The sequence below is a fragment of the Sphingobacteruim zhuxiongii genome, from assembly GCF_009557615.1.
In the GTDB taxonomy this organism is placed as follows: domain Bacteria; phylum Bacteroidota; class Bacteroidia; order Sphingobacteriales; family Sphingobacteriaceae; genus Sphingobacterium; species Sphingobacterium zhuxiongii.
In genome coordinates this window covers 470,023-496,406 of sequence record NZ_CP045652.1, presented here as the reverse complement: position 1 = coordinate 496,406, position 26,384 = coordinate 470,023, and the positions used below count along the sequence as shown (strand labels likewise).

26 protein-coding genes are annotated in these 26,384 nt (G+C 38.2%); 18 read left to right on the top strand and 8 right to left on the bottom strand.

Features of this window, described 5'->3' with window-relative positions; translation table 11 throughout:
- Window positions 1-11: 11 nt before the first annotated feature.
- Genes hisB through GFH32_RS02110 form a run of 6 tightly spaced genes read right to left on the bottom strand, consistent with a single transcriptional unit; the run spans window position 12 to window position 5,528 of the window.
- Window positions 12-1,151 carry a bifunctional histidinol-phosphatase/imidazoleglycerol-phosphate dehydratase HisB gene (hisB, locus tag GFH32_RS02135; RefSeq protein WP_153509506.1) on the bottom strand — a complete coding sequence of 380 codons (1,140 nt, stop codon included), beginning with the start codon at window positions 1,149-1,151 and terminating at the stop codon, window positions 12-14.
- A 5-nt stretch (window positions 1,152-1,156) separates the two neighbouring features.
- On the bottom strand, window positions 1,157-2,209 hold the full coding sequence (hisC, locus tag GFH32_RS02130) for a histidinol-phosphate transaminase (RefSeq protein WP_194285662.1): 1,053 nt from the start codon (window positions 2,207-2,209) through the stop codon (window positions 1,157-1,159).
- Between the two features lie 55 nt (window positions 2,210-2,264).
- The gene (locus tag GFH32_RS02125; protein WP_153512981.1) at window positions 2,265-3,176 is read right to left on the bottom strand and encodes a ribonuclease Z; all 912 of its coding nucleotides are present in this window, start codon (window positions 3,174-3,176) and stop codon (window positions 2,265-2,267) included.
- Window positions 3,177-3,180: 4 nt separating this feature from the next.
- Complete coding sequence (locus GFH32_RS02120; RefSeq protein ID WP_153509504.1) at window positions 3,181-3,558, bottom strand: STAS domain-containing protein; 378 nt, start codon at window positions 3,556-3,558, stop codon at window positions 3,181-3,183.
- Between the two features lie 10 nt (window positions 3,559-3,568).
- A complete protein-coding gene (locus GFH32_RS02115) occupies window positions 3,569-4,519 on the bottom strand; it encodes a phosphoribosylaminoimidazolesuccinocarboxamide synthase (protein ID WP_153509503.1) in 951 nt (316 codons plus the stop codon).
- Between the two features lie 34 nt (window positions 4,520-4,553).
- Window positions 4,554-5,528, bottom strand: coding sequence for a PhoH family protein (locus GFH32_RS02110; protein WP_153509502.1), 975 nt, complete (start codon window positions 5,526-5,528; stop codon window positions 4,554-4,556).
- A gap of 256 nt (window positions 5,529-5,784) precedes the next feature.
- On the opposite strand from GFH32_RS02110, the gene GFH32_RS02105 reads away from it, so the two are divergent.
- Complete coding sequence (locus GFH32_RS02105; protein ID WP_153509501.1) at window positions 5,785-6,573, top strand: SAM hydrolase/SAM-dependent halogenase family protein; 789 nt, start codon at window positions 5,785-5,787, stop codon at window positions 6,571-6,573.
- A gap of 33 nt (window positions 6,574-6,606) precedes the next feature.
- Here GFH32_RS02105 and GFH32_RS02100 read toward each other — a convergent pair whose 3' ends face one another.
- A complete protein-coding gene (locus GFH32_RS02100) occupies window positions 6,607-6,885 on the bottom strand; it encodes a hypothetical protein (protein WP_153509500.1) in 279 nt (92 codons plus the stop codon).
- Between the two features lie 542 nt (window positions 6,886-7,427).
- On the opposite strand from GFH32_RS02100, the gene GFH32_RS02095 reads away from it, so the two are divergent.
- The 17 genes from GFH32_RS02095 (at window position 7,428) to GFH32_RS02015 (ending at window position 24,115) form a co-directional block, all read left to right on the top strand.
- Window positions 7,428-7,988: a hypothetical protein gene (locus GFH32_RS02095; RefSeq protein ID WP_153509499.1), complete on the top strand. Its 561-nt coding sequence runs from the start codon at window positions 7,428-7,430 to the stop codon at window positions 7,986-7,988.
- 58 nt (window positions 7,989-8,046) lie between these two features.
- A complete protein-coding gene (locus tag GFH32_RS02090) occupies window positions 8,047-9,882 on the top strand; it encodes an ABC transporter ATP-binding protein (RefSeq protein ID WP_153509498.1) in 1,836 nt (611 codons plus the stop codon).
- Between the two features lie 97 nt (window positions 9,883-9,979).
- Window positions 9,980-10,357, top strand: coding sequence for a YtxH domain-containing protein (locus GFH32_RS02085; RefSeq protein WP_153509497.1), 378 nt, complete (start codon window positions 9,980-9,982; stop codon window positions 10,355-10,357).
- A gap of 53 nt (window positions 10,358-10,410) precedes the next feature.
- Window positions 10,411-11,070, top strand: a complete 660-nt coding sequence (locus GFH32_RS02080) for a heme exporter protein CcmB (protein ID WP_153509496.1) — start codon at window positions 10,411-10,413, stop codon at window positions 11,068-11,070.
- A gap of 13 nt (window positions 11,071-11,083) precedes the next feature.
- Window positions 11,084-11,746, top strand: a complete 663-nt coding sequence (ccsA, locus tag GFH32_RS02075; protein ID WP_228384195.1) for a cytochrome c biogenesis protein CcsA — start codon at window positions 11,084-11,086, stop codon at window positions 11,744-11,746.
- A gap of 3 nt (window positions 11,747-11,749) precedes the next feature.
- On the top strand, window positions 11,750-11,956 hold the full coding sequence (locus GFH32_RS02070) for a CcmD family protein (RefSeq protein WP_153509494.1): 207 nt from the start codon (window positions 11,750-11,752) through the stop codon (window positions 11,954-11,956).
- Between the two features lie 10 nt (window positions 11,957-11,966).
- Window positions 11,967-12,950, top strand: coding sequence for a DUF6427 family protein (locus GFH32_RS02065; protein WP_153509493.1), 984 nt, complete (start codon window positions 11,967-11,969; stop codon window positions 12,948-12,950).
- A 166-nt stretch (window positions 12,951-13,116) separates the two neighbouring features.
- A complete protein-coding gene (locus tag GFH32_RS02060) occupies window positions 13,117-14,463 on the top strand; it encodes a hypothetical protein (protein ID WP_153509492.1) in 1,347 nt (448 codons plus the stop codon).
- 5 nt (window positions 14,464-14,468) lie between these two features.
- The gene (gene lptC, locus GFH32_RS02055; RefSeq protein ID WP_153509491.1) at window positions 14,469-15,086 is read left to right on the top strand and encodes an LPS export ABC transporter periplasmic protein LptC; all 618 of its coding nucleotides are present in this window, start codon (window positions 14,469-14,471) and stop codon (window positions 15,084-15,086) included.
- 154 nt (window positions 15,087-15,240) lie between these two features.
- Entirely contained in the window at window positions 15,241-17,343 is a 2,103-nt protein-coding gene (locus tag GFH32_RS02050; RefSeq protein WP_153509490.1) for a peptidylprolyl isomerase, read from the top strand.
- A 64-nt stretch (window positions 17,344-17,407) separates the two neighbouring features.
- The gene (locus tag GFH32_RS02045; protein ID WP_153509489.1) at window positions 17,408-17,923 is read left to right on the top strand and encodes a DUF2480 family protein; all 516 of its coding nucleotides are present in this window, start codon (window positions 17,408-17,410) and stop codon (window positions 17,921-17,923) included.
- A gap of 30 nt (window positions 17,924-17,953) precedes the next feature.
- Window positions 17,954-18,745, top strand: coding sequence for a DUF3108 domain-containing protein (locus GFH32_RS02040; protein WP_153509488.1), 792 nt, complete (start codon window positions 17,954-17,956; stop codon window positions 18,743-18,745).
- A 3-nt stretch (window positions 18,746-18,748) separates the two neighbouring features.
- Window positions 18,749-19,315, top strand: coding sequence for a DUF3109 family protein (locus tag GFH32_RS02035; protein ID WP_153509487.1), 567 nt, complete (start codon window positions 18,749-18,751; stop codon window positions 19,313-19,315).
- A 55-nt stretch (window positions 19,316-19,370) separates the two neighbouring features.
- Window positions 19,371-20,345, top strand: coding sequence for a polyprenyl synthetase family protein (locus tag GFH32_RS02030; RefSeq protein ID WP_153509486.1), 975 nt, complete (start codon window positions 19,371-19,373; stop codon window positions 20,343-20,345).
- A 22-nt stretch (window positions 20,346-20,367) separates the two neighbouring features.
- Window positions 20,368-21,402, top strand: a complete 1,035-nt coding sequence (locus GFH32_RS02025; RefSeq protein WP_317162869.1) for a TerC family protein — start codon at window positions 20,368-20,370, stop codon at window positions 21,400-21,402.
- Between the two features lie 167 nt (window positions 21,403-21,569).
- Window positions 21,570-22,751 carry a C1 family peptidase gene (locus GFH32_RS02020; RefSeq protein ID WP_153509484.1) on the top strand — a complete coding sequence of 394 codons (1,182 nt, stop codon included), beginning with the start codon at window positions 21,570-21,572 and terminating at the stop codon, window positions 22,749-22,751.
- Between the two features lie 107 nt (window positions 22,752-22,858).
- Window positions 22,859-24,115: a thioredoxin family protein gene (locus tag GFH32_RS02015; RefSeq protein WP_228384194.1), complete on the top strand. Its 1,257-nt coding sequence runs from the start codon at window positions 22,859-22,861 to the stop codon at window positions 24,113-24,115.
- Window positions 24,116-24,178: 63 nt separating this feature from the next.
- On the opposite strand, the gene GFH32_RS02010 is transcribed toward GFH32_RS02015, so the two are convergent.
- The gene (locus GFH32_RS02010; protein WP_153509482.1) at window positions 24,179-26,329 is read right to left on the bottom strand and encodes a prolyl oligopeptidase family serine peptidase; all 2,151 of its coding nucleotides are present in this window, start codon (window positions 26,327-26,329) and stop codon (window positions 24,179-24,181) included.
- Window positions 26,330-26,384 lie beyond the last annotated feature (55 nt).

Genomic DNA, 26,384 nt, shown 5'->3' with positions numbered 1-26,384 from the left:
CCCTTAAAATCTTATAATACGCCTTTTGTACTAGGAAGCTGCATATTCTCAGCATCCCGACGAACGGCCTTTTTTATTGTTTTTGCCAAGGCTTTAAAAATCGCCTCAATCTTATGATGTTCGTTATCTCCCGTAGCCTGAATATTTAGATTCGACTTAGAAGCATCTGAGAACGATTTGAAGAAATGGAAAAACATTTCCGTTGGCATATCACCTATTTTCTCACGCTTAAATTCAGCGCCCCAAACAATCCAGTTACGACCACCGAAATCCAAGGCTACTTGAGCCAAACAATCATCCATCGGTAAGGTATAGGCGTAACGCTCAATGCCGCGCTTGTCACCCAAAACCTTTAAAAAGATCTCTCCAAGTGCAATACCTGTATCTTCAATCGTGTGGTGTTCGTCAATATGCAAATCGCCCTTTGCCTTAATTGTCAAGTCTAAAGCTCCATGACGCGCTAATTGATCAAGCATATGATCAAAAAATGGCAAACCTGTATCGATATCCGACTTCCCAGAACCATCTAAATTTACTTTAATATAAATATCGGTTTCATTAGTCTTACGGTGATGCTCAGCAACACGTGTTCCTAACTTTAAAAACTCATAAATCGACTTCCAATCGGTCGTTTCAATAGCAATTGCATCTTCCGCAAAACTATGATTCTCTAATTTCCCAAGATCATCATTACTACGAAGCCAGATCGCCTTTGCACCAAGATTTTGTGCCAATTTCACATCATTGACACGATCGCCGATAACAAAAGAGTTTCTTAAATCATACTTCGATTCATCGAAATACTCCGTCAACATCCCAATTCCAGGCTTTCTGGTTGGGGCATTCTCATGTGGGAAAGTCTTATCAATATGCTCTTTCACAAAATCAACGCCTTCACCTTTAAAGGTGTCGATCACAAATTGATGCACAGGCCAGAAATTTGCCTCCGGATGAGAATCCGTACCAAGGCCATCTTGATTCGAAACTAATACGAGTTCAAAATCAAGCTCCTTAGCTATGCGTGGTAAATATTGAAGTGCGCCAGGATAAAACTTCAACTTCTGAAATGAATCGATTTGCTCGTCTTCAGGTTCCAGAATTAAAGTGCCATCTCGGTCAATAAAAAGAATCGGTTTCAGTTGATTCGCCATTATTATTAATTGTAAAAGGTTTGGATTGCTTCTAATAAACGTTCGTTCTCTGGCTTGGTTCCCACCGTTATACGAAGGCACCCTTCGCATAAAGTTACTTTTGAACGATCGCGAACGATGATACCTTGTTCAACCAAGTATGCATATAGAGCACGAGGCTCTGATAATTTTACCAACACAAAATTTGCGTCCGAAGGCGTAATATGTTCTACTTGCGCTAAAGTCGCTAATTTTGAAACTAATACTTCGCGCTCAGCCACAGTAGCTTTAATCCACTCGTTAATGATATCCACCCCATCTAATGCTTCAAGGACAAGATCCTGCGTCGCTTGATTGATATTATATGGTGGTTTAATTTTATTGAATACCTCGATAATTTCTTTGCTAGCGAATGCTAGTCCCAAGCGTAATGCCGCCAATCCCCAAGCTTTGGATAAGGTTTGAAGAATCACCAGATTTGGAAACTCCGCCAAGGCTTGTGTAAAAGACTTTTGCTTCGAATAGTTGATATAAGCTTCATCTATAACCACAATGCCATTAAAGTTGACCAAAATAGTCTCTATATCTTGTGCATTTATGCTATTCCCAGTAGGGTTATTCGGTGAGCAAATAAATAGGAGTTTGGTATGCTGGTCGATAGCCTCAGCAATACCATCTAAATTCAATTGATAGTCATTTGTCAAATTTACTTTCCTAACTGCTATATCGTTAATATTTGCAGATACCTCATACATTCCGTAGGTCGGTGGCACTAAAATAACGTTGTCGACTTGCGGTGTACAAAAAGCACGATAAAGAAGATCGATAGCTTCATCGGATCCATTACCCAAAAACATATGTTCGGCAGGAACCCCTTTAATTTTCGAAAGTTTATGTTTGAGTTGATGTTGTAAGGGATCAGGATATCGGTTGTAATCATGAGGCAGTGGAGATCCAAAAGGGTTTTCATTTGCATCAAGCCAAACCGAGGCTTCACCTTTAAACTCATCTCTAGCAGATGAATAGGGAACCAATTTTCTGATATTGTCCCTAAGCAGTGCGTTTAAGTTGAACGACATGTTAATGTTTATAAAAAATTAGAGCTGTAAATATGAGGAAAAATTAATTAAATCACTAGACTAAAAACCATTTACCTTCCATTGAAAGCTCCGTTGATGGGAAAATAGCCTGCGCTTCTTCCAACAAAGGAGTTAATGTTTTATAGCGTGCGGAGTAATGCCCGAGTAGTAATTTCTTCGCCTGTACTTCTTTTGCTATTTCCGCCGCCTCTAAACTCGTTGTATGGAACGTTTCCTTGGCACGATCCACCATCTCATGCAAAAATGTAGACTCGTGATATAACAAGTCGACATTTTGAATGGAATTCAGATAGATTGGATGTCGCACTGTATCGGAGCAAAATGCATAACTACGCGATGCGGGAGCAGGAAATGTAAGCTCCGCAGCAGGATATACTTTCCCACTTGGATCCACATAATCCATACCTCGCTTCAAAGCAGAATAATAGGGAGCAGGAATACCTAAGTCTTCCACCAGATCTGCGCGTAAAATAGCGTTTCTCTTTCCTTCACTAAATCGAAATCCCGTACAAGGAATTCGATGTATCAACGGAAAAGAGGTAACCGATAACATTCTCGATTCATAGATTACCTCTTCTTTTTCTGGATTATTGGTATGAAATATAATATCGTAACGGATGACCGTTTCTGAATACTTGAAATGCAAGTTCAGAATTTCCTCTAAGGGCGCGGGGCCATAGATATGTAAAGCGGATTTACGGCCTACAAGGTGCATGGAAGATAACAATCCAACCAAGCCCAAGTAATGGTCTCCGTGTAGATGGCTGATAAATATATGATTGATACGATTGCTTTTAATACCATACCGACTGAGCTGCATTTGCGTACCTTCTCCACAATCAATCAAGAATAATTGCTCATTGTAATTGATAACCTGCGAAGTCGGATGACGCTCGTATATCGGGGTCGCAGAACTGTTGCCAAGTATTAAAACCTCAAAGCGGATCATTTTAGTTTTGCTCCTGCTTCAAGTCTAAGCGAATCTCATTCCCAAAGATAAGATCCTTCGCCTTCTCGACATTCGTGGTAATAATAAAGTACTTATCCAATCCTAAAGATTTGATAAAGTCCTTAACGCCATCATTTAAGTTCGTCAAGATAAAAAGACCACCTGAGGACTTGCATAATCGACGAGCTAATAGCCCAGTACGAATTCCTGCCTCATCAGTATCTTGAACCTGATTCATATCTAAAACAATATTGCGTTGCCCGCCAGTATTGCGAAGCATAAACTCTCCTTTTAAATTTGCGGCAGCATCCCCATCCAATTTCTCTTGGAGAGGTTCAATCACCACATATCGCTCATGCTTATCTACCGTAAATTTCATAATGTTGTTGTTAATAAGTTAAGGTCTTTAGAGCCGCATCAACATTCCGTTGAACGCGATCTAGAACATCTCCTTGTCCTGGATACACAAATTTCTCTCCTGTGATGTGCTCGAAAAGCTCAATATAGCGTTCTGAAATGGAATTAACAATTTCATCGGTCATTTCAGGAACATTTTGACCGTCCTTACCTTGGAAACCATTCTCAATTAACCATTGGCGTACAAATTCTTTAGACAACTGCTTTTGTGCCTCACCTTTCGCCTGACGGTCTTCATAGCCTTCAGCGTAGAAGTAACGCGAAGAATCTGGCGTATGGATTTCATCAATCAAAAAGATCTCGCCATTTTGCTTACCAAATTCATATTTCGTATCCACTAGAATTAATCCACGCTCTTTAGCTATTTCTGTCCCACGTTGAAATAATGCTCGCGCATATTTCTCTAATTGCGTATAATCCTCTTCCGAAACAATGCCCTGTGCAATAATTTCTTCCCTAGAAATATCCATATCATGTCCAACTGCAGCTTTTGTCGTCGGAGTAATAATTGGCTCAGGCAATTTATCATTCTCACGTAACCCTTCAGGCAATGTTACACCACAAAGCTCGCGTCCACCGTCGCGATAAGTTCTCCATAGATGTCCTGAAACATATCCACGGATAACCATTTCTACTTTGAAAGGCTCGCAGCGCTTGCCGATTGTTACATTCTCATCAGGGACTGAAACGACCCAATTTGGCAAAATATCTGAAGTTGCTTGTAAAAACTTCGAAGCAATCTGGTTCAGCACCTGTCCTTTGTAAGGAATTGCTCTTGGTAGGACCACATCAAATGCTGAAATCCTATCCGATGCAACCATTACTAAATAATCTTCAGCAATACTGTATACATCTCTCACCTTCCCTCTGTAGAAGGCTGTTTGCTTGTCAAAGTTGAAATTTGTTTCTCTTATTGTATTCATATCAAATGCGTTCCTCACGCGCTAATCTTCACTATTAAATATCTCCGTAAGCTTCCAAAATACGTTTTACCAATTTGTGTCTCACAACATCAGACCCACTAAGGTAAATAATATCGATCCCTTCGATGTTGTCTAAAATCTTCACGGCGTTCACCAAACCTGATTGATTTTTCTTCGGCAAATCCACTTGCGTCATATCACCCGTTACGATGAATTTCGCAGTCGGCCCCATCCTCGTTAAAAACATCTTCAACTGCATTTCCGTCGCATTCTGAGCCTCATCTAAAATCACAAAACAATTGTCTAACGTTCGTCCACGCATAAATGCTAGCGGTGCTATCTCAATCGTTCTATTTTCTAAATAACCCTTCAGTTTCTCCGCCGGTATCATATCGTCCAAGGCATCATATAATGGGCGTAAATAGGGATCTACTTTTTCTTTTAAATCGCCAGGTAAGAATCCTAAATTCTCTCCTGCTTCAACAGCTGGCCGAGTTAAAATAATTCGTTTTATTTCCTTATTACGTAAAGCTCTGACGGCTAAAGCGACCGCCGTATAGGTTTTTCCAGTACCTGCAGGACCAATGGCAAAAAGTACATCATTTTTAACAATGCTATCGACCATCCTGCGTTGGTTGGGTGTGCGCGCACGAACAACAATACCATTTGGACCGTAGACTATAGGCTCTCCTTTAAATGCCGCAGGTTTCCCTTCAACCTCCTCTTTAATGGCAATCGGTGATGAACTTGGCACCACAACGTTGCCTAAAAGTCCTTCCAACTCTAATAATGAAAGTGATTGAAATTGGTTAACATGTGCATGGATAGACTCGAATATGGGTTGAAATTTATTCCTTTCTCCTTCTTCGCCTAGTACTTTTAAGCTATCTCCACGTGCAACAAGACGCAACTTTGGAAATGTTTTCTTGATGAACTCAAAATTCTCATTTTGTGCTCCCCATAGCGTCGCTAAATTAACGCCATCTAAGTTAATTTCTAATTCGCTCAAATTTTATCGCTATTAATGTTCTAGAATAAATATTTCTACCAATTTTGATATCTTCCTTAAAGATACCAATTATTCAATTTTCTTAAGCAAACTATTCGATAATGACTCAAAAATACAAACTAATTGTGCAGAATTAAAAGCATTTGCAGTCTTTAATTCAATTAGGATTTAGCAATCAGTTTACTTTTCCTACTTTTGTACTTTACAAATAAAATAAAACTTAGTACATTTCTCTTCAGAAGGTCTGAAAAAACAAATGGGAGTCATCACGTTAACCACAGATTTAGGACATCGCGATTTTTATCAAGCTGCGCTCAAAGGGAGCATCATATCGCAATTGCCCGATGTGCGGATTGTTGATATTTCTCACGATATACCATCCTTCAGTATCCAGCATGCCGCCTTTGTTATAAACAATGCATATCCTTATTTCCCAAAAAGAACAGTTCACTTAATCGGTGTTGACACCGTATTTCAAGAAGGAGCTCGTTACCTAGCGATGGCTTATAAAGGGCAATACTTTGTTGGAGCAGACAATGGAATATTAAGTATTATCTTAGGAGAGGATCATGCTGATGAAATGGTGGAAATTAACATTATGCAAGACCTTCGTTACTTACACTTCCCCCTTGCAGATATCATGACTAAAGCAGCATGCCATATCGCAAACGGCGGACGCTTATCGGGGATTGGCATGCCAATTAACAACGCGATGCAAAAAGTAACATTCCAACCGGTTTACAATCAAAACAGTATCAAAGGACATGTAAGTTATATTGACTCTTTTGGTAATGTCATCAGTAATATTAGCAAAGAACTATTCAATAAGGTTCAGGAAGGACGTGAGTTTATTCTCCGCTTCAAACGTAATGAAACGATCTCCAAGATGAGTTGGCATTATAACGAAGTTTCCGAAGGGGAAAAACTCTGTCTTTTTGGTATATCCAACTTCTTAGAGATCGCCATCAATAAGGGGCATGCAGCACAGCTATTAGGCCTCCATCAGGATGAGACTATCTTAATCGAGTTTCTCGATAAACGATAAAAACACACATCCGTTTAGTAGATTCCTGGAAACTTACTTTTTCCCCGCTTGCAAAATCGTAATTCCCGCACCTGCGTTACCTACTGTAGCTCCAAAACTCATTTCCCTAGCAGCAGCATCCGGATTCGCTTTTAATGAAACCTTGATTTTTCGATTATCAAGTTTTTCGATAATAAACCAGTCGTTTTCGAATTTATAAATCTGAGCCCAATCATTATCAGCTCCCGCTGGAACATCCTTGCTAGCATACTTGAGCTCCGTAATTATAACTACTCTTTTATTTATGCTAACGTCCGAAAACCACCAATGCACATTGTTTTTTGTTATTAGAACGGTATCTTTCGCATTTGCATCAAAATCAAACTTTGATTTGTCGAAAATTGGGGGCTCTGCATACCCTTCTTTTTTCTCACAGGCGAATAATTAAATTACAACTAAAGAAAGAAGGAAGGGAAAAATCTTTACTTTTTTAAACATACAATTAAGCTGGTTAAATATAAAACTGATTGAACGACACATTTATCAAGTGATAATTGGCCTAATTAGCTGTAAAAACGAACAATGGAAGCCATTCGCTACAACAAACAACTAATTAACCTTAAAGAAAATCAATAATTAAGTATTCTGCAATACATTTCGTATTTACTCACCATAAACCTCAACCTCAATCAAGCAGGACTCAACCCGATCTTATTCAAAAAAAAGACGTCAAAATTCGTCGCAGAGACGAAGCAGTCTCGAACAAATTAATTTATAAGTAAAAACTGAGGGATCTTTTTTGATATCGCCGTGAAAATGGCTTACTTTATACCAAAAGCCCAGAATGGGCGTTTAAACACATTAAACTTAGTTTCATGAAAATACAACATATTCTCAGCAGCCTAATTTGCTTATTTTTAAGCATTACGATTGCAACGGCGTCCCAAGATAGTATTCTCCAAAAAACAGATTCACTATCCTACGAATCACAAAGACAGCGCGTCAATAAACTTCTAGACGAAAGATCTGCCAAATTCGGAGAATATGCAGCGTCGCTCGAGAAAAAGACAGGCGTCTTTGGTTTATTCAAAACAAAGGGAGATATGCAAAAGTCTATTGATATTTTACGAGCCTTGGTGCTTAATGATAATAATATCTTTATAGAGACTAGGAAACTTTTAGATTTAAAGGATGCGCAAAGCGAACGCTACCAACAATTAGCATCCGAATATGATAATCAGGTCTCTGCTTACATGAAAACGATTACTAAACTGCAAGATGAGAATGAAAAGCTGCGTGAGGAAATCAATTCTGAACAGAAACGTGAGACAAATAATAATGCACTACTCTATTTAGCCATCTTAGCGGTCATTGTGCTGAGTATCTTGCTATTTTCCCAATACAAAAAGAAAAATGTACAAAAATTGACGGAATAGTGATAAGAAGACCTATTTATATAATTACTTTTGCCTCTATTGTAATTATTAAAACTTCATGGCCAGACCGAGATTGAATAGTGGAGACTCGCGTTCAGAGGAATTACCCAAACCCAAGTTAAGTAAGGAAATTCTCAAAAAAGCGATTAAGATATTTTCATACATCAAGCCTTTCAAATGGAAATTTTTGATAGGAATGATGTTCTTAATTTTTTCCAGTCTTACTATGCTCACGTTCCCTGCGCTGTTGGGTGCGATGATTGATGCGGCTCAGGGTCGTCAAACATACACTTGGCTACCGGCTAACGTTATGCAAATCGGCTCGATAGCGATGTGTATCCTTGCCTTTCAATCAATTATGTCGTTCTTCCGAATTCGCTTATTTGTCGAAATCGCGGAAAAAGCATTAGCCAATATTAGAAAAGACACTTACCATAAGTTAATTACACTCCCCATAGATTTTTTTGCGAATCGTCGTGTTGGCGAACTAAATAGCCGCCTTTCTTCGGATTTATCACAAATACAAGACACCATGACAACGACTTTGGCAGAGATTCTTCGTCAAACGATAAGTCTGGGTTTTGGTGTGGTATTACTAGTGCTCGTTTCTCCGAAATTAGCTTTAATGAATTTGAGCATATTGCCAATCATTATTGTTGCAGCTTTGATCTTTGGCCGATTCATTCGTAAACTATCCAAGGAATCCCAAGACGAACTAGCAGACTCTAATGCCATTGTGCAAGAAACGCTCCTTGGAATATCGAATGTCAAGGCATTCGTAAATGAGTATTTTGAATCCCAACGTTATGGTCAAAAATTAAACAAGGCGGTACAATTAGCAGTTAAAGGAGCGACCTTTCGAGGGATGTTTGCCTCATTTATCATTTTCTGCATATTCGGTGCTGTAATTCTTGTAATTTGGTATGGTGCCTCCTTAGTCTCTTCACATGAAATTTCGGTTGGTGATTTAACCACATATATTTTATATTCCATGTTTGTTGCTGGGTCCATGGGCTCTTTCCCTGAACTATACGCCAGCATCCAACGTTCGCTAGGTGCGAGTGAACGCGTACTCGAAATTTTAGACGAACAACAAGAAGACATTCGTGTAACAGAAAGTGACAAAGAAATAAAACAGCGCATTACTGGCGATATTCTATTTGATCATGTCAGTTTCGCCTACCCGACGCGTCCAGATATTGAAATATTAAAAGACATTTCTTTTCATGTTCAATCGGGTAAAAAGCTAGCGATTGTCGGACCGAGCGGTACCGGCAAATCAACTATTGCGTCACTTATCTTACAGTTTTACCAGCCTAAAGGGGGAACAATCTATTACGATGGAATCCCTTCCAATCAACTTGCACTGACAGATGTTAGGAATCAGGTTGCTATCGTTCCGCAAGACGTCCTTTTGTTTGGAGGTACAATCCGTGAAAACATAAGTTATGGAAACCTTCATGCCGACGGTGATGACATTGTCGCCGCTGCAAGGCGTGCTAATGCGCATCAGTTTATTATGGACTTCCCGGAGGGATATGATACAATTGTTGGGGAACGTGGCGTAAAGCTATCTGGTGGACAACGACAAAGAATTGCAATTGCTCGCGCCTTATTAAAAGATCCTTCAATCTTGATCTTGGATGAAGCTACATCATCCCTTGATTCTGAATCAGAACGTTTAGTACAACTTGCATTGGAAGAACTCATGAAGAATCGTACCTCAGTCATTATTGCGCACAGATTGTCTACTATTCGAGACGCACATAAGATTATTGTTGTCGAAGATGGTATTATTTCTGATGCCGGCACACACCAAGAATTAATGAGTAAAGGATCCGGTCTCTACCATCATTTGTATAACCTACAATCATTGCAAACAATCGAAAGTTAATTTTTGTTAATTTCTGAAAAGCTTAAACATTTTGGCTTTTTGCTTGTTATGATAATAAACGATACATTTATTAAATAGGATATTAATTGATATAATCATGGAAAAAAATAGAAACGGACTAGTGGCATTTGCCCTATTAGGATTAGCAGTTGGAACTGCTGCCTATTATTTACTAGGTACAGAAGACGGCAAAAAACAATTAGATCGTGCGAACGACGGCATTAAGAGCTTAACTAAATCTATCAAGGATCTGTCAAAAAAAGAAGCTAAGCGTGCGCAAAAATTCGCGAAAACTGCAAAAGAAGACTTAGAAGACCTGAAGGATCGTGCAAAAGATGCTGGGAAGAGTGTTTTAGATAAAGCAAGTTCAAAAGCGAATGAATGGGCAAGTAAGGCATCGGACGCGGCACATGGTGTAGCTGATAAAGCCGAAAATCTTGCTGATCGCGCAAAATCTGACATCAAAAACGCTTAATTATATAGGCTCATAGTCTTGCCTCAACAGATTGATTTGTATCTTTGTATGCAATGAATCTGTTTACACAAGTCAAGACCTTAATATATAAAGATGTTTTACTCGAATGGCGATCAAAATATGCCATCAATAGCATCTTACTTTATGTAGTATCCACGGTTTTTGTCTGTTATCAATCATTCAAATCCGTGGATTCTCCAATTTGGAACACCCTGTTCTGGATTATTCTACTATTCGCGGCGATCAATGCGATGAGCCGAAGCTTCCTTCAAGAGACCGGATCACGACAACTTTATTATTACAGTATCGTAAGTCCAAAAGCGATTATTCTCGCAAAAATCATCTACAATACTTTTGTTATGGTTTTGCTATCCAGCATCGCCTTTATCGTTTATAACCTTATTTTCTCCAATGAAGTTGGTCATTGGGGTATCTATATGCTCAGCATTCTTTTGGGTAGTATCAGTTTTGCAACCGTGTTTACGATGGTTGCGGGGATTAGTGCAAAAGCTGGAAACAACAGTACCATCATGGCGATTTTGAGTTTTCCAGTTATCATCCCTCTTTTAATTGTTTTAATTAACCTTTCACAGCAAGGTGTTGTCGGCGGAACTTTCGAAGGCAGCTGGAAAGATATAGGCGTCTTACTGTCAATTAATCTCGTTACGATTGCCGTTTCTTTGCTGTTATTTCCTTACCTTTGGCGAGATTGATTTTTATACAGCTATGAGAAAAAATTGGTGGAAAGTCCTTGCTGTTTTTATGGTAGCAGCCTCTATTGTTGCCGGCTTATTAGGACCTGTCCCTGTTCTCCCGATTCTTCATGAAACCATCCGAAATGTGTATTTCCATGTACCGATGTGGTTTACGATGATTTCATTATATCTGATTTCGGTGATATACAGTATTAAGTATTTAAATTCCGGCAAGCGAGAATATGATTTCTTGGCTGTGGAAGCCGTTAATACAGGTATTTTATTTTGTACATGTGGTTTGCTAACGGGAATGCTATGGGCAAATATTACTTGGGGTGCTCCTTGGCCGAATGATCCGAAATTAAATGGTTCGGCGATTGCGACCTTGATGTATTTAGCTTATTTAGTATTGAGAAATGCCCTTGAAGAAGAGCAAAAACGCGCGAAGATATCGGCGATTTATAATGTTTTTGCCTTTCCTATCATGTTTGTCTTAATCTATATCCTTCCAAAATTAACAGACTCCTTGCATCCTGGCAGTGGTGGTAATTCGACTTTTGGAGACCTAGATATGGACAATTTTATGCGTCCTGTGTTTTACACGGCCGTAATTGGTTGGATTTTAATCGGCGTTTGGATTACGACTTTACGTTATCGTGTGCGCTTAATTGAAGATAAAAAGAATTCGTTTTAGATTATGAAAAAAATTGCCTTAATGCTAATCGCTTTATTAGCAGTTATCCCCAATATTTTTGCTCAAAATGGGATCGAAATGGCTGACACATTACGTTCAGAAGGGAAAATATATGTTGTAGTTGCTGTCATGTTAGTGATTTTTAGTGCAGTCGCTATCTATTTATTTATCTTGGATCGTAAGGTTAAGAAATTAGAAAACGACAAATAGGCGAAAATAGATGCTTATTAACCAACATAGGACGCTTTCAGGGCTAAATATTTTTATCGTATCGCTCGTCGGCACTGTTTTATGTTTGGGAGTTTACCTGCATTTGCCAGATCGCTTAACCCCCGTATTATTTGAGCCCGCAGTTGCGAACTTAATCGGTGTTGAAGTTGGACAAAACCTATCGCCAAAAATCAATGTGCTGATCACATTAGCACTCACTATTCTGCAAGCTTTTAACCTAAATAGAGTAGTTAATCATTTCAATCTTCTAGGTAAACCAAATTTCCTAACGGCATTAATGTTTATGACCTTAGTGAGTTTGTTCATCCCATTTCTGGTACTCTCTCCGACGCTTATCTGTAATTTCATCACCATTTGGATGTTATATAAGCTGTTCAACATCTATAAACAAGGAGACGTCAAGGGGATCATGTTCGACTTGGGATTACTCGTCGCATTGGGCAGTATCATTTACTTTCCATTTATTGTCATGCTCGCTTTAATATGGATAAGCTTAATCATATTTAGACCATTTTCATGGCGTGAGTGGATAACCCCATTAATGGGCGTTATATTGGTTTATTTTTTACTAGCTGTTGGCTACTACTGGTTAGAGCGAATGGATGAATTCTTTCAAATATTCATCCCTTTTACCTATCCATTCCCAACACGCTTAGACATGGATGTGTATGATTATTTCGTACTGATTCCGATCGTGATTACCCTGGTGGGATTCTTATTTATCCTGAAGGATAACTTCTTCAAGAGCGTTGTTCAGGTTCGAAAAAGCTTTCAGTTACTCTTTTTCATGATTCTATTAATATTCGGATCATTTTATTTAAATCAGGAGCGCTCAGTCAATCATTTTTTACTCTGTGTACCTCCGGTATCCATTTATCTTGCATATTTTTTCACGCATGCGAAGACCAAATGGTTCTATGAATCACTGTATTTAGTAATCTTATTAACGATCCTCTACTTTCAGTTTTTCTAAAACATTGTCTAATAGTTGTTTAACCTTTTTTAACAAACAAAATTGACGTCCTATTTAAAAAATAGATAGTTTTGTAGCGAAAATTCAAGAGAATACAACCATTACAGAAGAATTAACCTCATCGTTTTGGTCCATTTACAAGATCGGAAATGTGTTCTTCAAATCGATGAATCAAATAAATATGTTGAAACAGTTTAAACCATTTTTATCATATTCGCGACTGCTTACTCTACTGGGCGCAAGCTCTTTGATGTTTTGTAGTTTGCAAAGTTCTGCACAATCCTCAACTTCCCATTCGCCCTATTCCCAATTCGGATTAGGTCAAATGCGTGAAGATTTATTACCTCAAACGCGCGGTATGGGTGGTTTGTCTACCGGAGTTCGCTATGTTGGTGGATTACCGAGCTTAAACATCGCGAATCCTGCAAGTTATTCCGCATTTACGCGTACCATTTTAGACGCAGGTCTTTATGGGAATATTACGCAGTTAGAGAAAAATGGTGCCAAGGATAATACGGCCGATTTTGCATTCAGTCACATTACAATCGGTATTCCATTGGCAAAAGCGGGTGGTCTTTCTTTTGGTCTAATGCCTTTCTCTGATGTAGGATATAACTCTTCTACGATACGTCAATTCGAAAATATTAATTATAAATCGAGTTTAATCGGAGAAGGTGGAGTAAACAAAGCCTATTTTGGCTACGGAGTTTCTCCAATCAAGGGTTTGAGTATTGGTGCCAACGTAGGATTTCTATTCGGTAACTTGTATGACAAAGCAATGATTGAATTCCCGTACAACGCCGGTTATTATAACACCGTACAAACAGCAACTCGACGTATTCGCGGAGCCTCTGTTGATTATGGTGTGCAATATTTCAAAGCATTAGGTAATAAGATGAACTTTACGATTGGCTATTCCGGTTCATTGAATAACCAAATCAATAATAAAACAACTTCTATGGTGACATTAACCGAAACCGATCAATCATCGGATTACGGGGACCAAGTCGCTATCGATACATCGGCGTTTAATTTAGTTTCTGACCGCAAAGTGAACCTACCGTTGAAACATAATGTTGGTTTTACGATTTCTAAAGGTGTAAATTGGATGGTTGGAGCCGACTTTAAGTATGCTGATTGGTCAGATTTTCAAACACGTGAAAACGAGCAGAAATTAGGAAAGAACATTGGTGTTGCTGTTGGTGGTCAGTTTAAACCAGACGCAACCTCGCTAAAATATTGGAATGTAATCGATTATCGTTTAGGCTTTCGTTACAACAAGAGTCACATCTCGGTGGAAAACAATCGCTTAACAGATATGGCAGTCACCGTTGGCCTTGGTTTACCTCTATCGGAGACAAACTTTGGACGTACGTTCTCAAGTGTTAATATCTCTGCTGAGTTTGGACAACAAGGAACATTGAAAAGCAATCTAATCCGCGAGCGATATATAAATATCAACTTAGGTTTCACCATCAATGATGCTTGGTTCCTAAGAAGAAGTTATGATTAAGAGCTATGCAGCGTATTTGCATTAAAATAAAGAAATTTCATGTTTTGCCCCTAACAATTATATTGCTAGGGGCAATCTTGTCATTTGCGTGTGAAAACGATCTAAAAGATATTGATCGCATTGCCAATATAAAAAAAGAGGAGGCTGTTGATATTTCGAAGCATGTCACGGTGATTTATAGCGATTCCGCTCGTGTGAAAGCTGAGCTAACGGCTCCAGAAATGCGCGTTTATCATGATACCACCAACCGTAATCAAGGGGACTACGAGTTTAAGAAAGGTGTGAAAATTATCTTTTTTGATGAAGAGGCGAAAGAAAACCAACGGATTACTTCCAACTACGCAAAGCAATATGCAAAGACAGGTATTATTGAATTTCGTAATAATGTAGTCTTGATTATGGAAAATGGGTCTATCGTTAAAACGGAAGAGCTATTTTACGACGAAAAGAATTCAAAATACTATAATACTCAACCGATTAGCATTGAATTCACTGACGGTCGAGGTCATATGCAAGGCACTTCCTTTACTTCAGATTCAAATTTCAACGACGTTGAATTTCAAGGTTCCACTGGACTTTATTACTTGAACTCCAACCAGCAGCTTCCGGGCTTTGGGAACTAACAGGTTTTGAAGCATTTGGATATAAAAAAAATAGAACCTAGCGTTTGATAAATTTTTACTATTTTTTTCATAAAAATTGTATCTTGCGCCTTGTTTTAGAAAAACACAATTAAATAACTAAAATTAAGCATTTAATAAAATTTAGAATAGAGTTATGGGATTAATGAGCTATTTGCGAAACCGTGCGGGCTTAGTCATTTTCGTGATCGGTTTAGCAATCGTTGCGTTTTTACTTGGGGACATCATTAACATGGGTACTCCATTTTGGCGTAGTAGTCAATCGGAAGTCGGCAGTGTGAACGGTGAAGGTATTGATTACCAAATCTTCAACCAACAAGTTGATCAGGCGAGCGCGATGTATCAACAACAAATGGGTGGCAATGCTACTCCTCAAATGAGAGGATTTGCGGTACAACAAGTTTGGAATCAATTTGTGTCACAAGAGTTGTTGAAACAAGAAATTGAAAAAATTGGAATTGAAGTTGGTAAAGCAGAATTAAATAGCTTAATCTACGGTAATAACCCATCACAACAGATTTTACAACAATTTGGAAATCCACAGACAGGGAAAGTTGATGCCGCATATATTAATGCAGTAATCGAGCAGGCAAAAACAAATCCTGAAGTAAGTCAACAATGGAATCAATTATTAGAGTCTGTTAAAAACGAGCGTTTGAATGAAAAATATTCAAACCTAGTAAACAGCTGTATTTACACGACTTCTTTAGAAGCTGAGTATGATTACAACTCACGCAACAAATTAGCGAACTTTAAATACGTGATGTTAGATTACGCTTCAGTAAATGACGCGGAAATCAAATTAACAGACGCTGATTATAAAGAATACTTTGACAAGAACAAAAATGCGTTTAAAAACGCAGAAGAGACTAGAGCAATTGAGTATGTATTATTCAATGCAAGTCCAAATGCTGCCGATACAGCGACTGTTTTAGGAAATATTCAAAAAGTAAAAGCAGAACTTCAAACAGCAACGAATGACTCATCATTTGTTTCTTTGAATTCTGACAACAAATACCCAGTTAAATATTACAGTAAGGGTCAATTAAGCCCAGCTTTAGATTCTACTGTATTTAACGCTGCTTCAGGTACAACTGTTGGTCCTTTCTTAACACAAGGAGTTTATGAGATTGCAAAAGTAATTGAAACTAAATTTAGTCCAGATTCAGTAACTGCTTCACATATTCTATTGAATCCAGCAACTGAGGGTGGTGTTGACAAGGCATTAAAGAAAGCTGATTCGATTAAGAACTTAATTGTAGCTGGTGGAAACATGGCGGCGTTAGCAATTGAATTCAGCGTTGATCCAGGTAGCAAGAACAACGGAGGAGAATTAGGCACATTTACTCGCGGCCGTATGATTCCTGAGTTTGAAGAAGCAGCATTTAGCGGAAAAGCAGGTGATGTTACTGTAGTAAACTCGAGTTACGGTGTTCACGTTTTAAAAATTGAGAAACAAACTGGAAATTCGAAAATTGCGAAGTTAGCAATCGTCGACAAAACGATTGTTGCTGGTAAAGAAACTACAGACGCAGCATATGCCAAAGCGAATACATTCTTTACTGCAGTAAACAAAGATAATTTCTCAGATATTGCGAAACAACAAAATGCGGCAGTTCAAACGAATGATCGTACTGTAGCGATGGATAACATGTTAGGTGCTGTAGAGGTTCCACGTGAATTAATCCGTTGGGCATATGAAGCGAAAGTTGGTGATCTTTCGGATAAGATTTATGAAACTGAATCAAACTTTATCGTAGCGCGTTTGACTGGAGTTCAACAAAAGGGTCAACAAACGTTAGAGTCTGTAAAGACTTTAATTGAGCCTGTTGTTAAAAATTTGGTTAAGGCTAGAATGTTAAAAGAGAAAGTAAACAACGCTTTAAATGGTGCTAGCTCTATCGATCAAGTTGCTCAAAAATTAGGCAAGAATGCTTTATCGGTTGAAAACATCGTTTTAGCGAATCCAGTTATCCCTGGTGTTGCTGTTGAAAATGCTGTCGTTGGTACAGTTTTCGGCTTGCAACCAAATAAGCCATCTAAAGCAATTGAAGGTAAACAAGGTGTTTATGCTGTACAAGTAAACGGTTTTGTAAATCCTAAGGCTATTGCGGCTGAAGAATTAACGGCTCAACAAAAACAAATTACTGCAGCGAAAGCTCAACGTTCTTGGAGTGTTATTTTTAAAGCATTACAAGACAACGGTAAGATTGTTGACAATCGTATTAAATTCTATTAACATATAATAGTTAAATTTACAGCTGGATAGCAATATGTTATCCAGCTTTTTTTATTTTTAAGAAATGGATATTCAAGAAAACATAGTCAACAAGGTAGCGCAAAGTGGGTTAATCACAGTTGATTTGGCGAATTATGCGCCAAAAGAACCTATTGTTATCTATGACATCAAGGATAACCTTTTCCACGGTTTAATTTTGAAGGAGAAGGATTTCAGAGAATTTATCAAAACACATGATTGGTCACAATACAGTGGGCAACACGTAGGCATTATTTGCTCTACAGATGCGATTGTACCAACTTGGGCCTATATGCTATTGACAACGAAGATGATTGATTACGCGGCTTCTGTTCGCTTTGGAGACGAAGACTCTGTTCGTACAAGGCTATTTGAAAAAGCCTTGGAAAACATTGATTTTAGTCAATATCAAGATCAGCGTATTGTTGTCAAAGGATGTGGTGATATTGCCATCCCTGAGAGCGCTTTTGTTACGTTTACCGCAGCGTTGAGTCTGCGTGCGAAAAGCATTATGTATGGAGAGCCATGCTCTACCGTGCCTGTGTTCAAGCGAAAATCTTAAACTATTGCTATTTTACCTCGTCATAATTGTATGAAAAGAATTTTTACGCTACTAGCCCTGATTGTAAGTTTAGGAACTGTCTCCACAGCGCAAACATTGCCGCATTTATCGAACCCGACCTTTCAGCCAGGCGAAGTACTAAAATATAAATTGAAGTACGGTATCATGTCTGCTGCGACTGGGACACTATCTGTTCAAAAATCTAAACACAGTTTTGGTATGGAAGATCCGATTCACCTTCATGCATTTGGACAAACTTCCGGTGCATTCTCCGCGTTCTATACTGTAAAGAATCAATACGATTCCTATATTAACAAGGAAAACTATCTTCCTATTCTTTATACAGAGAATATCCGCGAGAACAACTATCGTCGAGTGGAATATGCTACTTTCGATCATAAAACACGTAAAGTCAGTGGAAAGAAAGGAACATTTAGCAGCCCTACGATTCAGACATTTGACCTTGTTTCTGCGTACTATTTTTCAAGAAACTTGGATTTCTCGGGGCTAAGCAAAGGCGATAAGTTTAAGATAACCTACTTCTTAAACGATGAAGTTGCTCAATTAGGAGTAGAATATGTTGGTGTCGAAAAGGTAAAATCTGTATTGGGAGAACTTGAGTGTATCAAGCTTAGTCCAGAAATAAGTCCCGGAAGAATTTTTAAAAAGAATAGTCGTTTGTATCTTTGGGTCACCAACGACGGTAATCGCATTCCAGTAAAAGCTCAAGTAGATATTTTAATTGGTTCGGTTACTATGGAATTAGTTAGCGCTGATGGATTAAAATATCCACTAGGAAAACGAGTAAGTTATTCAAAGTAAAAAATGATAGAAGTAGGTAATGTGCTTGTTCACGAAGATATTGTGAACAATGATTTTGTTTGCAACCTAAGCAAATGTAAAGGAGTTTGTTGTATTGAAGGCGATGCCGGTGCTCCTTTGACGGAGGCTGAAACTAAGATATTAGCAGATATCTACCCTATCGTAAAACCTTACTTAACAGAAAAAGGAATTCAAGCGATCGAGGAACAAGGAACCCACGTAATTGATGCCGATGGTGATTTAACGACCACCTGCGTTGATGGAAATAAAGAGTGCGCCTATGTAACTTGGGAAAATGGCATCACCAAATGTGCTATTGAGAAAGCTTATGAGTTAGGGGAAGTAAGTTGGAAGAAACCCATCTCTTGTCACTTATACCCTATTCGTGCTACACATTATCCAGAGTTTGATGTGTTGCACTACGACCGCTGGTATATCTGTAAAGATGCATGTACTTTCGGCCAGGAGTTAAAAATTCCGGTATACAAATTCTTAAAAGACCCGCTGATTCGCGAGTATGGAGAAGAATGGTACAAAGAGCTTGAAAATACGTTAGCTTCTCAACCATAATTTTATTATTTTTATGGTCAATTTCAGTGATTACTGATGGTATTAAACCATTTTCATGTTAACATTAGACGAAATACAACTTCCTATAAAAGAACACCTGAAACGCTTTGAAAAAACATTCAAAGCGTCTATGCAAAGTTCAGCACCTCTATTAGACCGTATTACGGGCTACCTGATTAAACAAAAAGGAAAACAGATGCGTCCGATGTTTGTTTTCTTTTCCGCGGGTGTTAGTGGAGGAATTACCGAATCTACTTATCATGGGGCCTCACTTGTCGAATTATTACATACAGCTTCGTTAGTACATGACGATGTTGTTGATAATTCCAATGAACGCCGAGGATTCTTTTCGATCAATGCCCTTTGGAAAAATAAAGTGGCCGTTCTTGTTGGCGACTTTCTATTGTCAAAAGGTTTATTGTTATCGGTTAAGCATAAAGAGTTCGAGCTACTCCGAATCGTTTCGGAAGCAGTAGAACACATGAGTGAAGGCGAGTTATTACAAATTGAAAAAGCGAGACACCTCGATATTGAAGAGACGATATACTACGAAATTATTCGCAAGAAAACTGCTTCATTAATTGCGTCTTGTTGTGCCTGCGGAGCGTCATCTGCCGGCGCCGATGAAGACACCGTCGAGAAATTACGCTTGTTTGGAGAGAAAGTTGGTATTGCTTTCCAGATTAAAGACGATTTATTTGACTTTGGTCTTGATGATGTCGGGAAACCAGTAGGGAATGACATCAAAGAAAAAAAGATGACTCTACCATTAATTTACGCTTTGAATACGGTTGCCAAATCCGAAAGAAGAAAGATTATTAATTTGGTAAAAAACCATAACGAAGATACAGAGAAGGTTGCCGAGGTGATTGAATTTGTAAAATCAAATGGAGGTTTAGAATATGCGACCGAACGCATGTTGCAATATCAACAGGAAGCTTTTGATATTTTAGCAACGATCCCAAACGGAGGGGAATTTAAAACGGGATTAGAACAATTAGTACGATTTACAACAGAAAGAAAAAAATAAGATGAGCCACGAAGCGTTATTTATGATCGGATTTATAGTTTTTATAATTCTGATGTTAGCAATAGATTTAGGTCTTTTTTCGAAAAGCGATAAACCTGTATCATTAAAGGTGGCCGCCATCATGAGCGCGATTTGGGTAGCATTCGCACTTCTATTTGCATTATTGCTGTATTATTGGGGGAATGAACTTCATAATGTCCATGATTTAGCAAGGTTAAAGGAGATTGTGGCCAAACATTTCCATAATATCAATATCAATGAAAATGATTTAGCGGCAAGTATTCAACTTTATAATAAGACCCTAACAATTGAATATTTAACAGGTTACGTCGTTGAATATGCGCTTTCTGTCGATAATATCTTCGTCATGGTGTTGTTGTTCAGTTCCTTTGGTATCCCTGAAAAATACTACCATAAAGTACTTGTATGGGGAATTTTAGGTGCGATAATTATGCGTTGTATCTTCATTTTTGTTGGTGCAGCACTCATTACCAAATTTGGTTGGATTCTATATGTTTTCGGTGCTTTCTTAGTATACACCGGTTTCAACATGTATATCAATAGAAATAAAGAAGAAGAAGTTGACCCAGAAAATCACCCTGTTGTTAAATTTGCATCCAAGCACTTCAAGGTGACACACAAGTTAGATCAAGGTCGATTCTTCCATATTGAGGACGGCGTAAAATACATGACGCCTCTGTTCTTAGTTTTGTTGGTGATCGAATTTACAGATCTAATTTTTGCGGTAGACTCAATTCCAGCAATATTCTCGATTACTAAGGATCCATTTATCGTATTCTTCTCGAACATTTTTGCAATACTTGGTCTGCGTTCAATGTTTTTCCTATTGATCAACATCATACACAAGTTCCACTATTTAAAAGTGGGATTAGCATTCTTATTGATCTTCATTGGATTGAAAATGTTACTGCACCATTGGTTAGCAGATTGGGGCTTTACGACGGCACACTCATTATTTGTCATTCTAGGTATCTTAGCCTTGAGTATAGTTGCTTCCCTGGTTTTTCCGAAGAAAAAAGAGTTCGAAAACTCTTAAAATATTTAAAACGCCCTCTGCATAAGAGGGCGTTTTTTTCTATTCCCCATCCGCTATTTGCTTTTTAATAAAAGTATCTCTTCATTGTGCTAATATTTTTACACTTTTGAGGGGTTACAATCTCTACTATTTTATATATTCGTGAACTTTAATTAAAATCACAAACAATGAATTGGAGCAAATCTATATTTTTTGCGGCAGCCTTATTCGCCGTAACTCAAACACAAGCTCAAGATAACTTAATCAATGCCCTTAAAGGGAATGCTAGTGACAACAGCAAAGAAGGTTTCAAATTTACCGAGGTAATTAACCTAGGAAATACTTCAATTAAAGACCAAGGATCTTCTGGTACTTGTTGGTCATATTCAGGAAATTCTTTTCTAGAATCTGAAATGATCCGTATGGGAAAACAACCGGTCGAAATTTCACAAATCTATACTGCTCGTAATACGTACATTGAGAAAGCGAAAAACTTTGTTCGTTTGCATGGCGATCAAGCTCAAGGTGACGGAGGTCAACTGCATGATGTATTAACTATCTTTAAAAAGTATGGCGCAGTTCCACGTGAAGTTTATACTGGCTTACCAGATGGACAGACTCGAAACAACTTTGGCGAGATGAGTCCGCTATTGCAAGGTATTACAGAGAATGTAGCGAAAAGCAAAAAACCAAGCAAAGATTGGTTAAAGGCTTTTACTGCCGCGATGGATTCCTATTTAGGTGAAGTTCCAGAAACTTTCCAATACAATGGTAAATCGTACAATCCGAGAACATTTGCTGATCAAGTAATTGGTATTAATCCTTCGGATTATATTGGAATCTCCTCATTTGACGAGCATGCTTATTACAAACCGTTTGTATTATTAATTCCAGACAACTGGTCTTTCGAAAGTTTTTACAACGTGAAGATTAATGATTTGACTGACATTATTGATAATGCATTAGAAAATGGATATACTGTAGCATGGGCAACCGACGTATCAGAAAAAACATTTAGCTGGAAAAATGGTGTTGCTTTCGTTCCTGAGAAACCAATCGAGCAAATGAACAAAGAAGAGGTAGATAACCTTTTCAATGGTCCGAAAACAGAAGCGAATATCACAGCGGCACAAAGACAAGAAGCGTTCGATAACTATTCGACGACTGACGATCATGGTATGCACATTGTTGGTTTAGTAAAAGATCAAAATGGTAAGGAATACTATATTGTGAAAAACTCATGGGGAGCATCCAACGATTACAAAGGTTACATGTATGCTACAAAGGAATTTGTACGCTACAAGACAATCTCTTTATTGTTGCACAAAAAAGCATTAACTAAGAATATGCAGAAGCAACTTGGGGTTTAACTTAATTTAACATTATTTATACAAAAGTCTCTGAATTATCAGAGACTTTTTCCGTTTCTAATAACTAACTTTATTCAAACAATAATTTATTACCATTAGAATTGATTATGAAAAAGGCACTGTTATTATTATTTATCATTCCATTCTTGGCGGTCGCTCAGGAAAAAGGAATCCATTTCGAACATAATACGAATTGGGCTAAAGTGAAAGCGAAAGCAAAGGCGGAGAACAAATTTATTTTTGTTGATGCATTCACAACATGGTGTGGTCCATGTAAATGGATGGCTAGCGAGGTTTTTCCACAAGAAAAAGTTGGTACTTATTTCAATGAGAAGTTTGTCAATTTGAAGATTCAAATGGACGAAACCAAAGATGACAATGCTGATGTTAAGTCATGGTATGAAGAAGCGAAGCGTTTTACTAAAGATTATTCTATTAACGCCTATCCGACATTCTTAATTTTCAACCCTGACGGTGAACTTGTTCATCGTATTGTAGGTGGAGCGGAGGCTGACGCTTTTATCGTAAAAGCTGGCGAGGGATTAAATCCGGAGACGCAGTTTGTTACAGTGGTCAAGAAATTTGAAGCTAATCCAACAGACGTTGCGATTGCTAGAGCGACAGCTGCTGCAGCAGAAAGTGCATATGACAAAAATCTTCAACAGAGAGCCACAGAAGCCGTGATTGCTAATTCATCAACAGAAGAGTTACTATCTAAAGAAAATGCGGCATTCCTTCTAAAAAGTGCTTCAAACACAAAATCTAAGGCTTTCAGCATTATCCGTGAGAATAAAGCGAAGGTTGACGCTGCATTGGGCGAAGGTAAGGCAGATGCTGTACTAGCGAATGCTGTAATTAATTCTGAAATCGCACCGTTGCTTTGGAGTTCCGAAGGGGACAAGTATGCTACTGTAGTCGCAGATGCAGAGAAAAAATATAGTGATCTTAAAATCAAAGAAAATATAATAGGTTTTAAAACTCAGTATTTCCTAAGAAAAAAGAATTTCCCTGCATTCAAAGAAGCCGTTGAAGAATATATTGCGTCACAAGATGGAAAAGTAAACGCAAGTACATTGAATAGCTTTGCATGGGCGATATTTGAGAATTGTGACGATGCAGCATGTGTAAAAGCAGCTTTAGCTTGGAGCAAGAAATCAATTGAAAATAATGAGGATCCAGCATTATTAGACACCTATGCAAATCTTCTATATAAATCTGGAAACACTAAAGAAGCTATTGTATGGCAAGAAAAAGCTTTAGCAAAAGTGGATGCCGATTCTAAAGCAGCGTATCAAGCGACATTAGACGAAATGAAAAAAGGAGAACCTACTTGGGTTAAAGATGAAGAAGTAATTATGAATTAGACAAATTCATTAAAACAATAAAAAAGGTGATCTTTCGGATCACCTTTTTTATTTGTAGCACTTCTATTTGCTAATATCCTTATACTTAAAGTCCATATTCTGAAACATAAAAGCCCATTTATCAGTTTGTTCGGCGATTACCATTTCTGTCGACTTCCCTGCTCCATGTCCCGCCTTAGTGTCAATTCGAATTAAAACCGGATTTTTACCGGTATTGTATTCTTGTAGTCTTGCGGCAAATTTGAAGGAGTGAGCAGGTACTACTCGGTCATCATGATCGGCCGTTGTAACCATTGTAGCAGGATAAGCTGTTCCTGCTTTCAAAGCATGATAAGGCGAATACCTATAAAGGTACTTGAACATTTCCGCATTGTCATCTGCTGTTCCGTAATCAAAGGCCCAACCAGCCCCAGCAGTAAACTTGTGATAGCGTAGCATATCCAGCACCCCTACTGCCGGAAAAGCGACTTTGTAGAGCTCAGGACGTTGCGTCATCACTGCGCCAACTAGCAGTCCCCCATTAGAACCTCCAGCAATCGCTAATTTCTCAGAACTTGTGTATTTTTCACTAATTAAATATTCAGCAGCAGCAATAAAGTCGTCAAATACATTTTGCTTTTTCAACTTGGTGCCTGCAATATGCCAGTTTTCGCCATATTCGCCCCCACCACGTAGATTAGCTACCGCGTATACCCCACCTTGCTCCAGCAAAATTAATGTACTGACACTAAAAGAGGGGGTTAAACTAACATTAAAGCCACCATAAGCATACAACATCGTTGGATTTGTACCATCTAACTTAACACCTTTCATGTAGGTTATAATCATGGGAACCTTAGTTCCATCTTTTGAAGTGTAAAACACCTGTTTGGATTCATAATTTGAAAAATCAAATTGAATCGCTGGTTCTTTGTATTTATCCGATTTACCTGATGCAATTTGATATTTATAAATAGTTCCTGGATTTACATAATTTGTGAACGAATAATAAAGTTCATTATCTGTCTTTTTTCCAGAGAATCCGGAAGCCGTACCAATTCCAGGTAATTCAATCTCCCTTTCCAATTTTCCAGTTTTGTCAAATTGCTTAACTTGAGAAATCGCATCCTTTAGATAAGTAGCAAAAATCTTTCCTCCCGCAAGCGACGGACTTAACACCTGTTCAACCTCAGGAATAATGTCTTTCCAGTCCTTCGAGGTAGGACTCGAGAATTCCGTTGTAACAACTCGGCCATTGGGGGCATTCAGTTCCGTATAAATTAAAAGCTTGGTACCATCGTTATCCAGTATGGAATGATTTTTCTCCATATTATCAACAACAGTTACAAATTGTGCGTTGGGAATCGTCAGATCTTTCGCATAAAGTTCATTGCCAGATGTTGTATTTGCAGCAGTCACAATTAAAAAACGCTCATCTTCAGTCAAGTAACCACCCACATAACGTCTTGGTGTCTTGGCCCCTCCAAATATTAGTTCATCGGTCGCTTGCGCGGTATTTAGTTTATGGAAATAAAGTTTGTGTTGATCAGTCAGTGCTGACAGCTCTGATCCTTGTTTAGGTTTGTCGTATGAACTATAAAAAATACCTTCATTACCTTTCCAAGCAAGTCCACTAAACTTAACGTCGACAAGCGTATCGCCGACGATAGACTTGTCTTCGGTCTTCATGATAATTACTTTACGCCAATCAGAGCCTCCTTCAGAGATTTGATAAGCAACTAAAGAACCATCCTTACTAAAATTGACACCTGCTAACGAGGTTGTACCATCAGTTGAAAATTGATTGGGGTCTAAAAACACTTCCTGAACTCCGTTTTCCCCTTTTTTACGATAGAGCACATGTTGATTTTGAAGTCCATCATTTTTGTAATAATAGATATATTCACCTTCTTTAAATGGAGCTCCTTCTTTTTCGTAATTCCAAAGTTTTTCCAGACGCGCACGTATTTGTTCTCTATATGGAATTTGACCGAGATAGTCATCTGTTACTTCATTCTCTGCTTTTATCCAATTTTTAGTATCTCCGGACAGATCATCCTCCAACCAACGATATGGATCGTCGACTAAAGTCCCAAAGTAATTGTCTTGTTGGGTTCCTTTTTGGCTTTTTGGGTAGGGTTTCACAGTAATATCAGTTTTGGAGTCTATTGTCTTTTCTTGGTTACATGCACTTATTCCTACAACAAGCACAGCATAGCTTAAGATTTTCCTCATAATTATTAGAATTGTTCTCAAACAAAACTAATCAATTAATCGGCTCTGCAAAAAA

What these genes read in the sequence shown, in the direction of transcription:
- GFH32_RS02095 (WP_153509499.1), top strand. Translation starts at nt 7,428, where the DNA reads ATGAAAATACAACATATTCTCAGCAGCCTAATTTGCTTATTTTTAAGC.
- GFH32_RS02035 (WP_153509487.1), top strand. Translation starts at nt 18,749, where the DNA reads ATGATAGAAGTAGGTAATGTGCTTGTTCACGAAGATATTGTGAACAAT.
- GFH32_RS02105 (WP_153509501.1), top strand. Translation starts at nt 5,785, where the DNA reads ATGGGAGTCATCACGTTAACCACAGATTTAGGACATCGCGATTTTTAT.
- GFH32_RS02090 (WP_153509498.1), top strand. Translation starts at nt 8,047, where the DNA reads ATGGCCAGACCGAGATTGAATAGTGGAGACTCGCGTTCAGAGGAATTA.
- GFH32_RS02080 (WP_153509496.1), top strand. Translation starts at nt 10,411, where the DNA reads ATGAATCTGTTTACACAAGTCAAGACCTTAATATATAAAGATGTTTTA.
- GFH32_RS02020 (WP_153509484.1), top strand. Translation starts at nt 21,570, where the DNA reads ATGAATTGGAGCAAATCTATATTTTTTGCGGCAGCCTTATTCGCCGTA.
- GFH32_RS02085 (WP_153509497.1), top strand. Translation starts at nt 9,980, where the DNA reads ATGGAAAAAAATAGAAACGGACTAGTGGCATTTGCCCTATTAGGATTA.
- GFH32_RS02010 (WP_153509482.1), bottom strand. Translation starts at nt 26,329, where the DNA reads ATGAGGAAAATCTTAAGCTATGCTGTGCTTGTTGTAGGAATAAGTGCA.
- hisB (WP_153509506.1), bottom strand. Translation starts at nt 1,151, where the DNA reads ATGGCGAATCAACTGAAACCGATTCTTTTTATTGACCGAGATGGCACT.
- GFH32_RS02070 (WP_153509494.1), top strand. Translation starts at nt 11,750, where the DNA reads ATGAAAAAAATTGCCTTAATGCTAATCGCTTTATTAGCAGTTATCCCC.
- lptC (WP_153509491.1), top strand. Translation starts at nt 14,469, where the DNA reads ATGCAGCGTATTTGCATTAAAATAAAGAAATTTCATGTTTTGCCCCTA.
- GFH32_RS02025 (WP_317162869.1), top strand. Translation starts at nt 20,368, where the DNA reads ATGATCGGATTTATAGTTTTTATAATTCTGATGTTAGCAATAGATTTA.
- GFH32_RS02050 (WP_153509490.1), top strand. Translation starts at nt 15,241, where the DNA reads ATGGGATTAATGAGCTATTTGCGAAACCGTGCGGGCTTAGTCATTTTC.
- GFH32_RS02040 (WP_153509488.1), top strand. Translation starts at nt 17,954, where the DNA reads ATGAAAAGAATTTTTACGCTACTAGCCCTGATTGTAAGTTTAGGAACT.
- GFH32_RS02060 (WP_153509492.1), top strand. Translation starts at nt 13,117, where the DNA reads ATGAATCAAATAAATATGTTGAAACAGTTTAAACCATTTTTATCATAT.
- GFH32_RS02065 (WP_153509493.1), top strand. Translation starts at nt 11,967, where the DNA reads ATGCTTATTAACCAACATAGGACGCTTTCAGGGCTAAATATTTTTATC.
- GFH32_RS02030 (WP_153509486.1), top strand. Translation starts at nt 19,371, where the DNA reads ATGTTAACATTAGACGAAATACAACTTCCTATAAAAGAACACCTGAAA.
- GFH32_RS02015 (WP_228384194.1), top strand. Translation starts at nt 22,859, where the DNA reads ATGAAAAAGGCACTGTTATTATTATTTATCATTCCATTCTTGGCGGTC.
- GFH32_RS02120 (WP_153509504.1), bottom strand. Translation starts at nt 3,558, where the DNA reads ATGAAATTTACGGTAGATAAGCATGAGCGATATGTGGTGATTGAACCT.
- ccsA (WP_228384195.1), top strand. Translation starts at nt 11,084, where the DNA reads ATGAGAAAAAATTGGTGGAAAGTCCTTGCTGTTTTTATGGTAGCAGCC.
- GFH32_RS02115 (WP_153509503.1), bottom strand. Translation starts at nt 4,519, where the DNA reads ATGAATACAATAAGAGAAACAAATTTCAACTTTGACAAGCAAACAGCC.
- GFH32_RS02045 (WP_153509489.1), top strand. Translation starts at nt 17,408, where the DNA reads ATGGATATTCAAGAAAACATAGTCAACAAGGTAGCGCAAAGTGGGTTA.
- hisC (WP_194285662.1), bottom strand. Translation starts at nt 2,209, where the DNA reads ATGTCGTTCAACTTAAACGCACTGCTTAGGGACAATATCAGAAAATTG.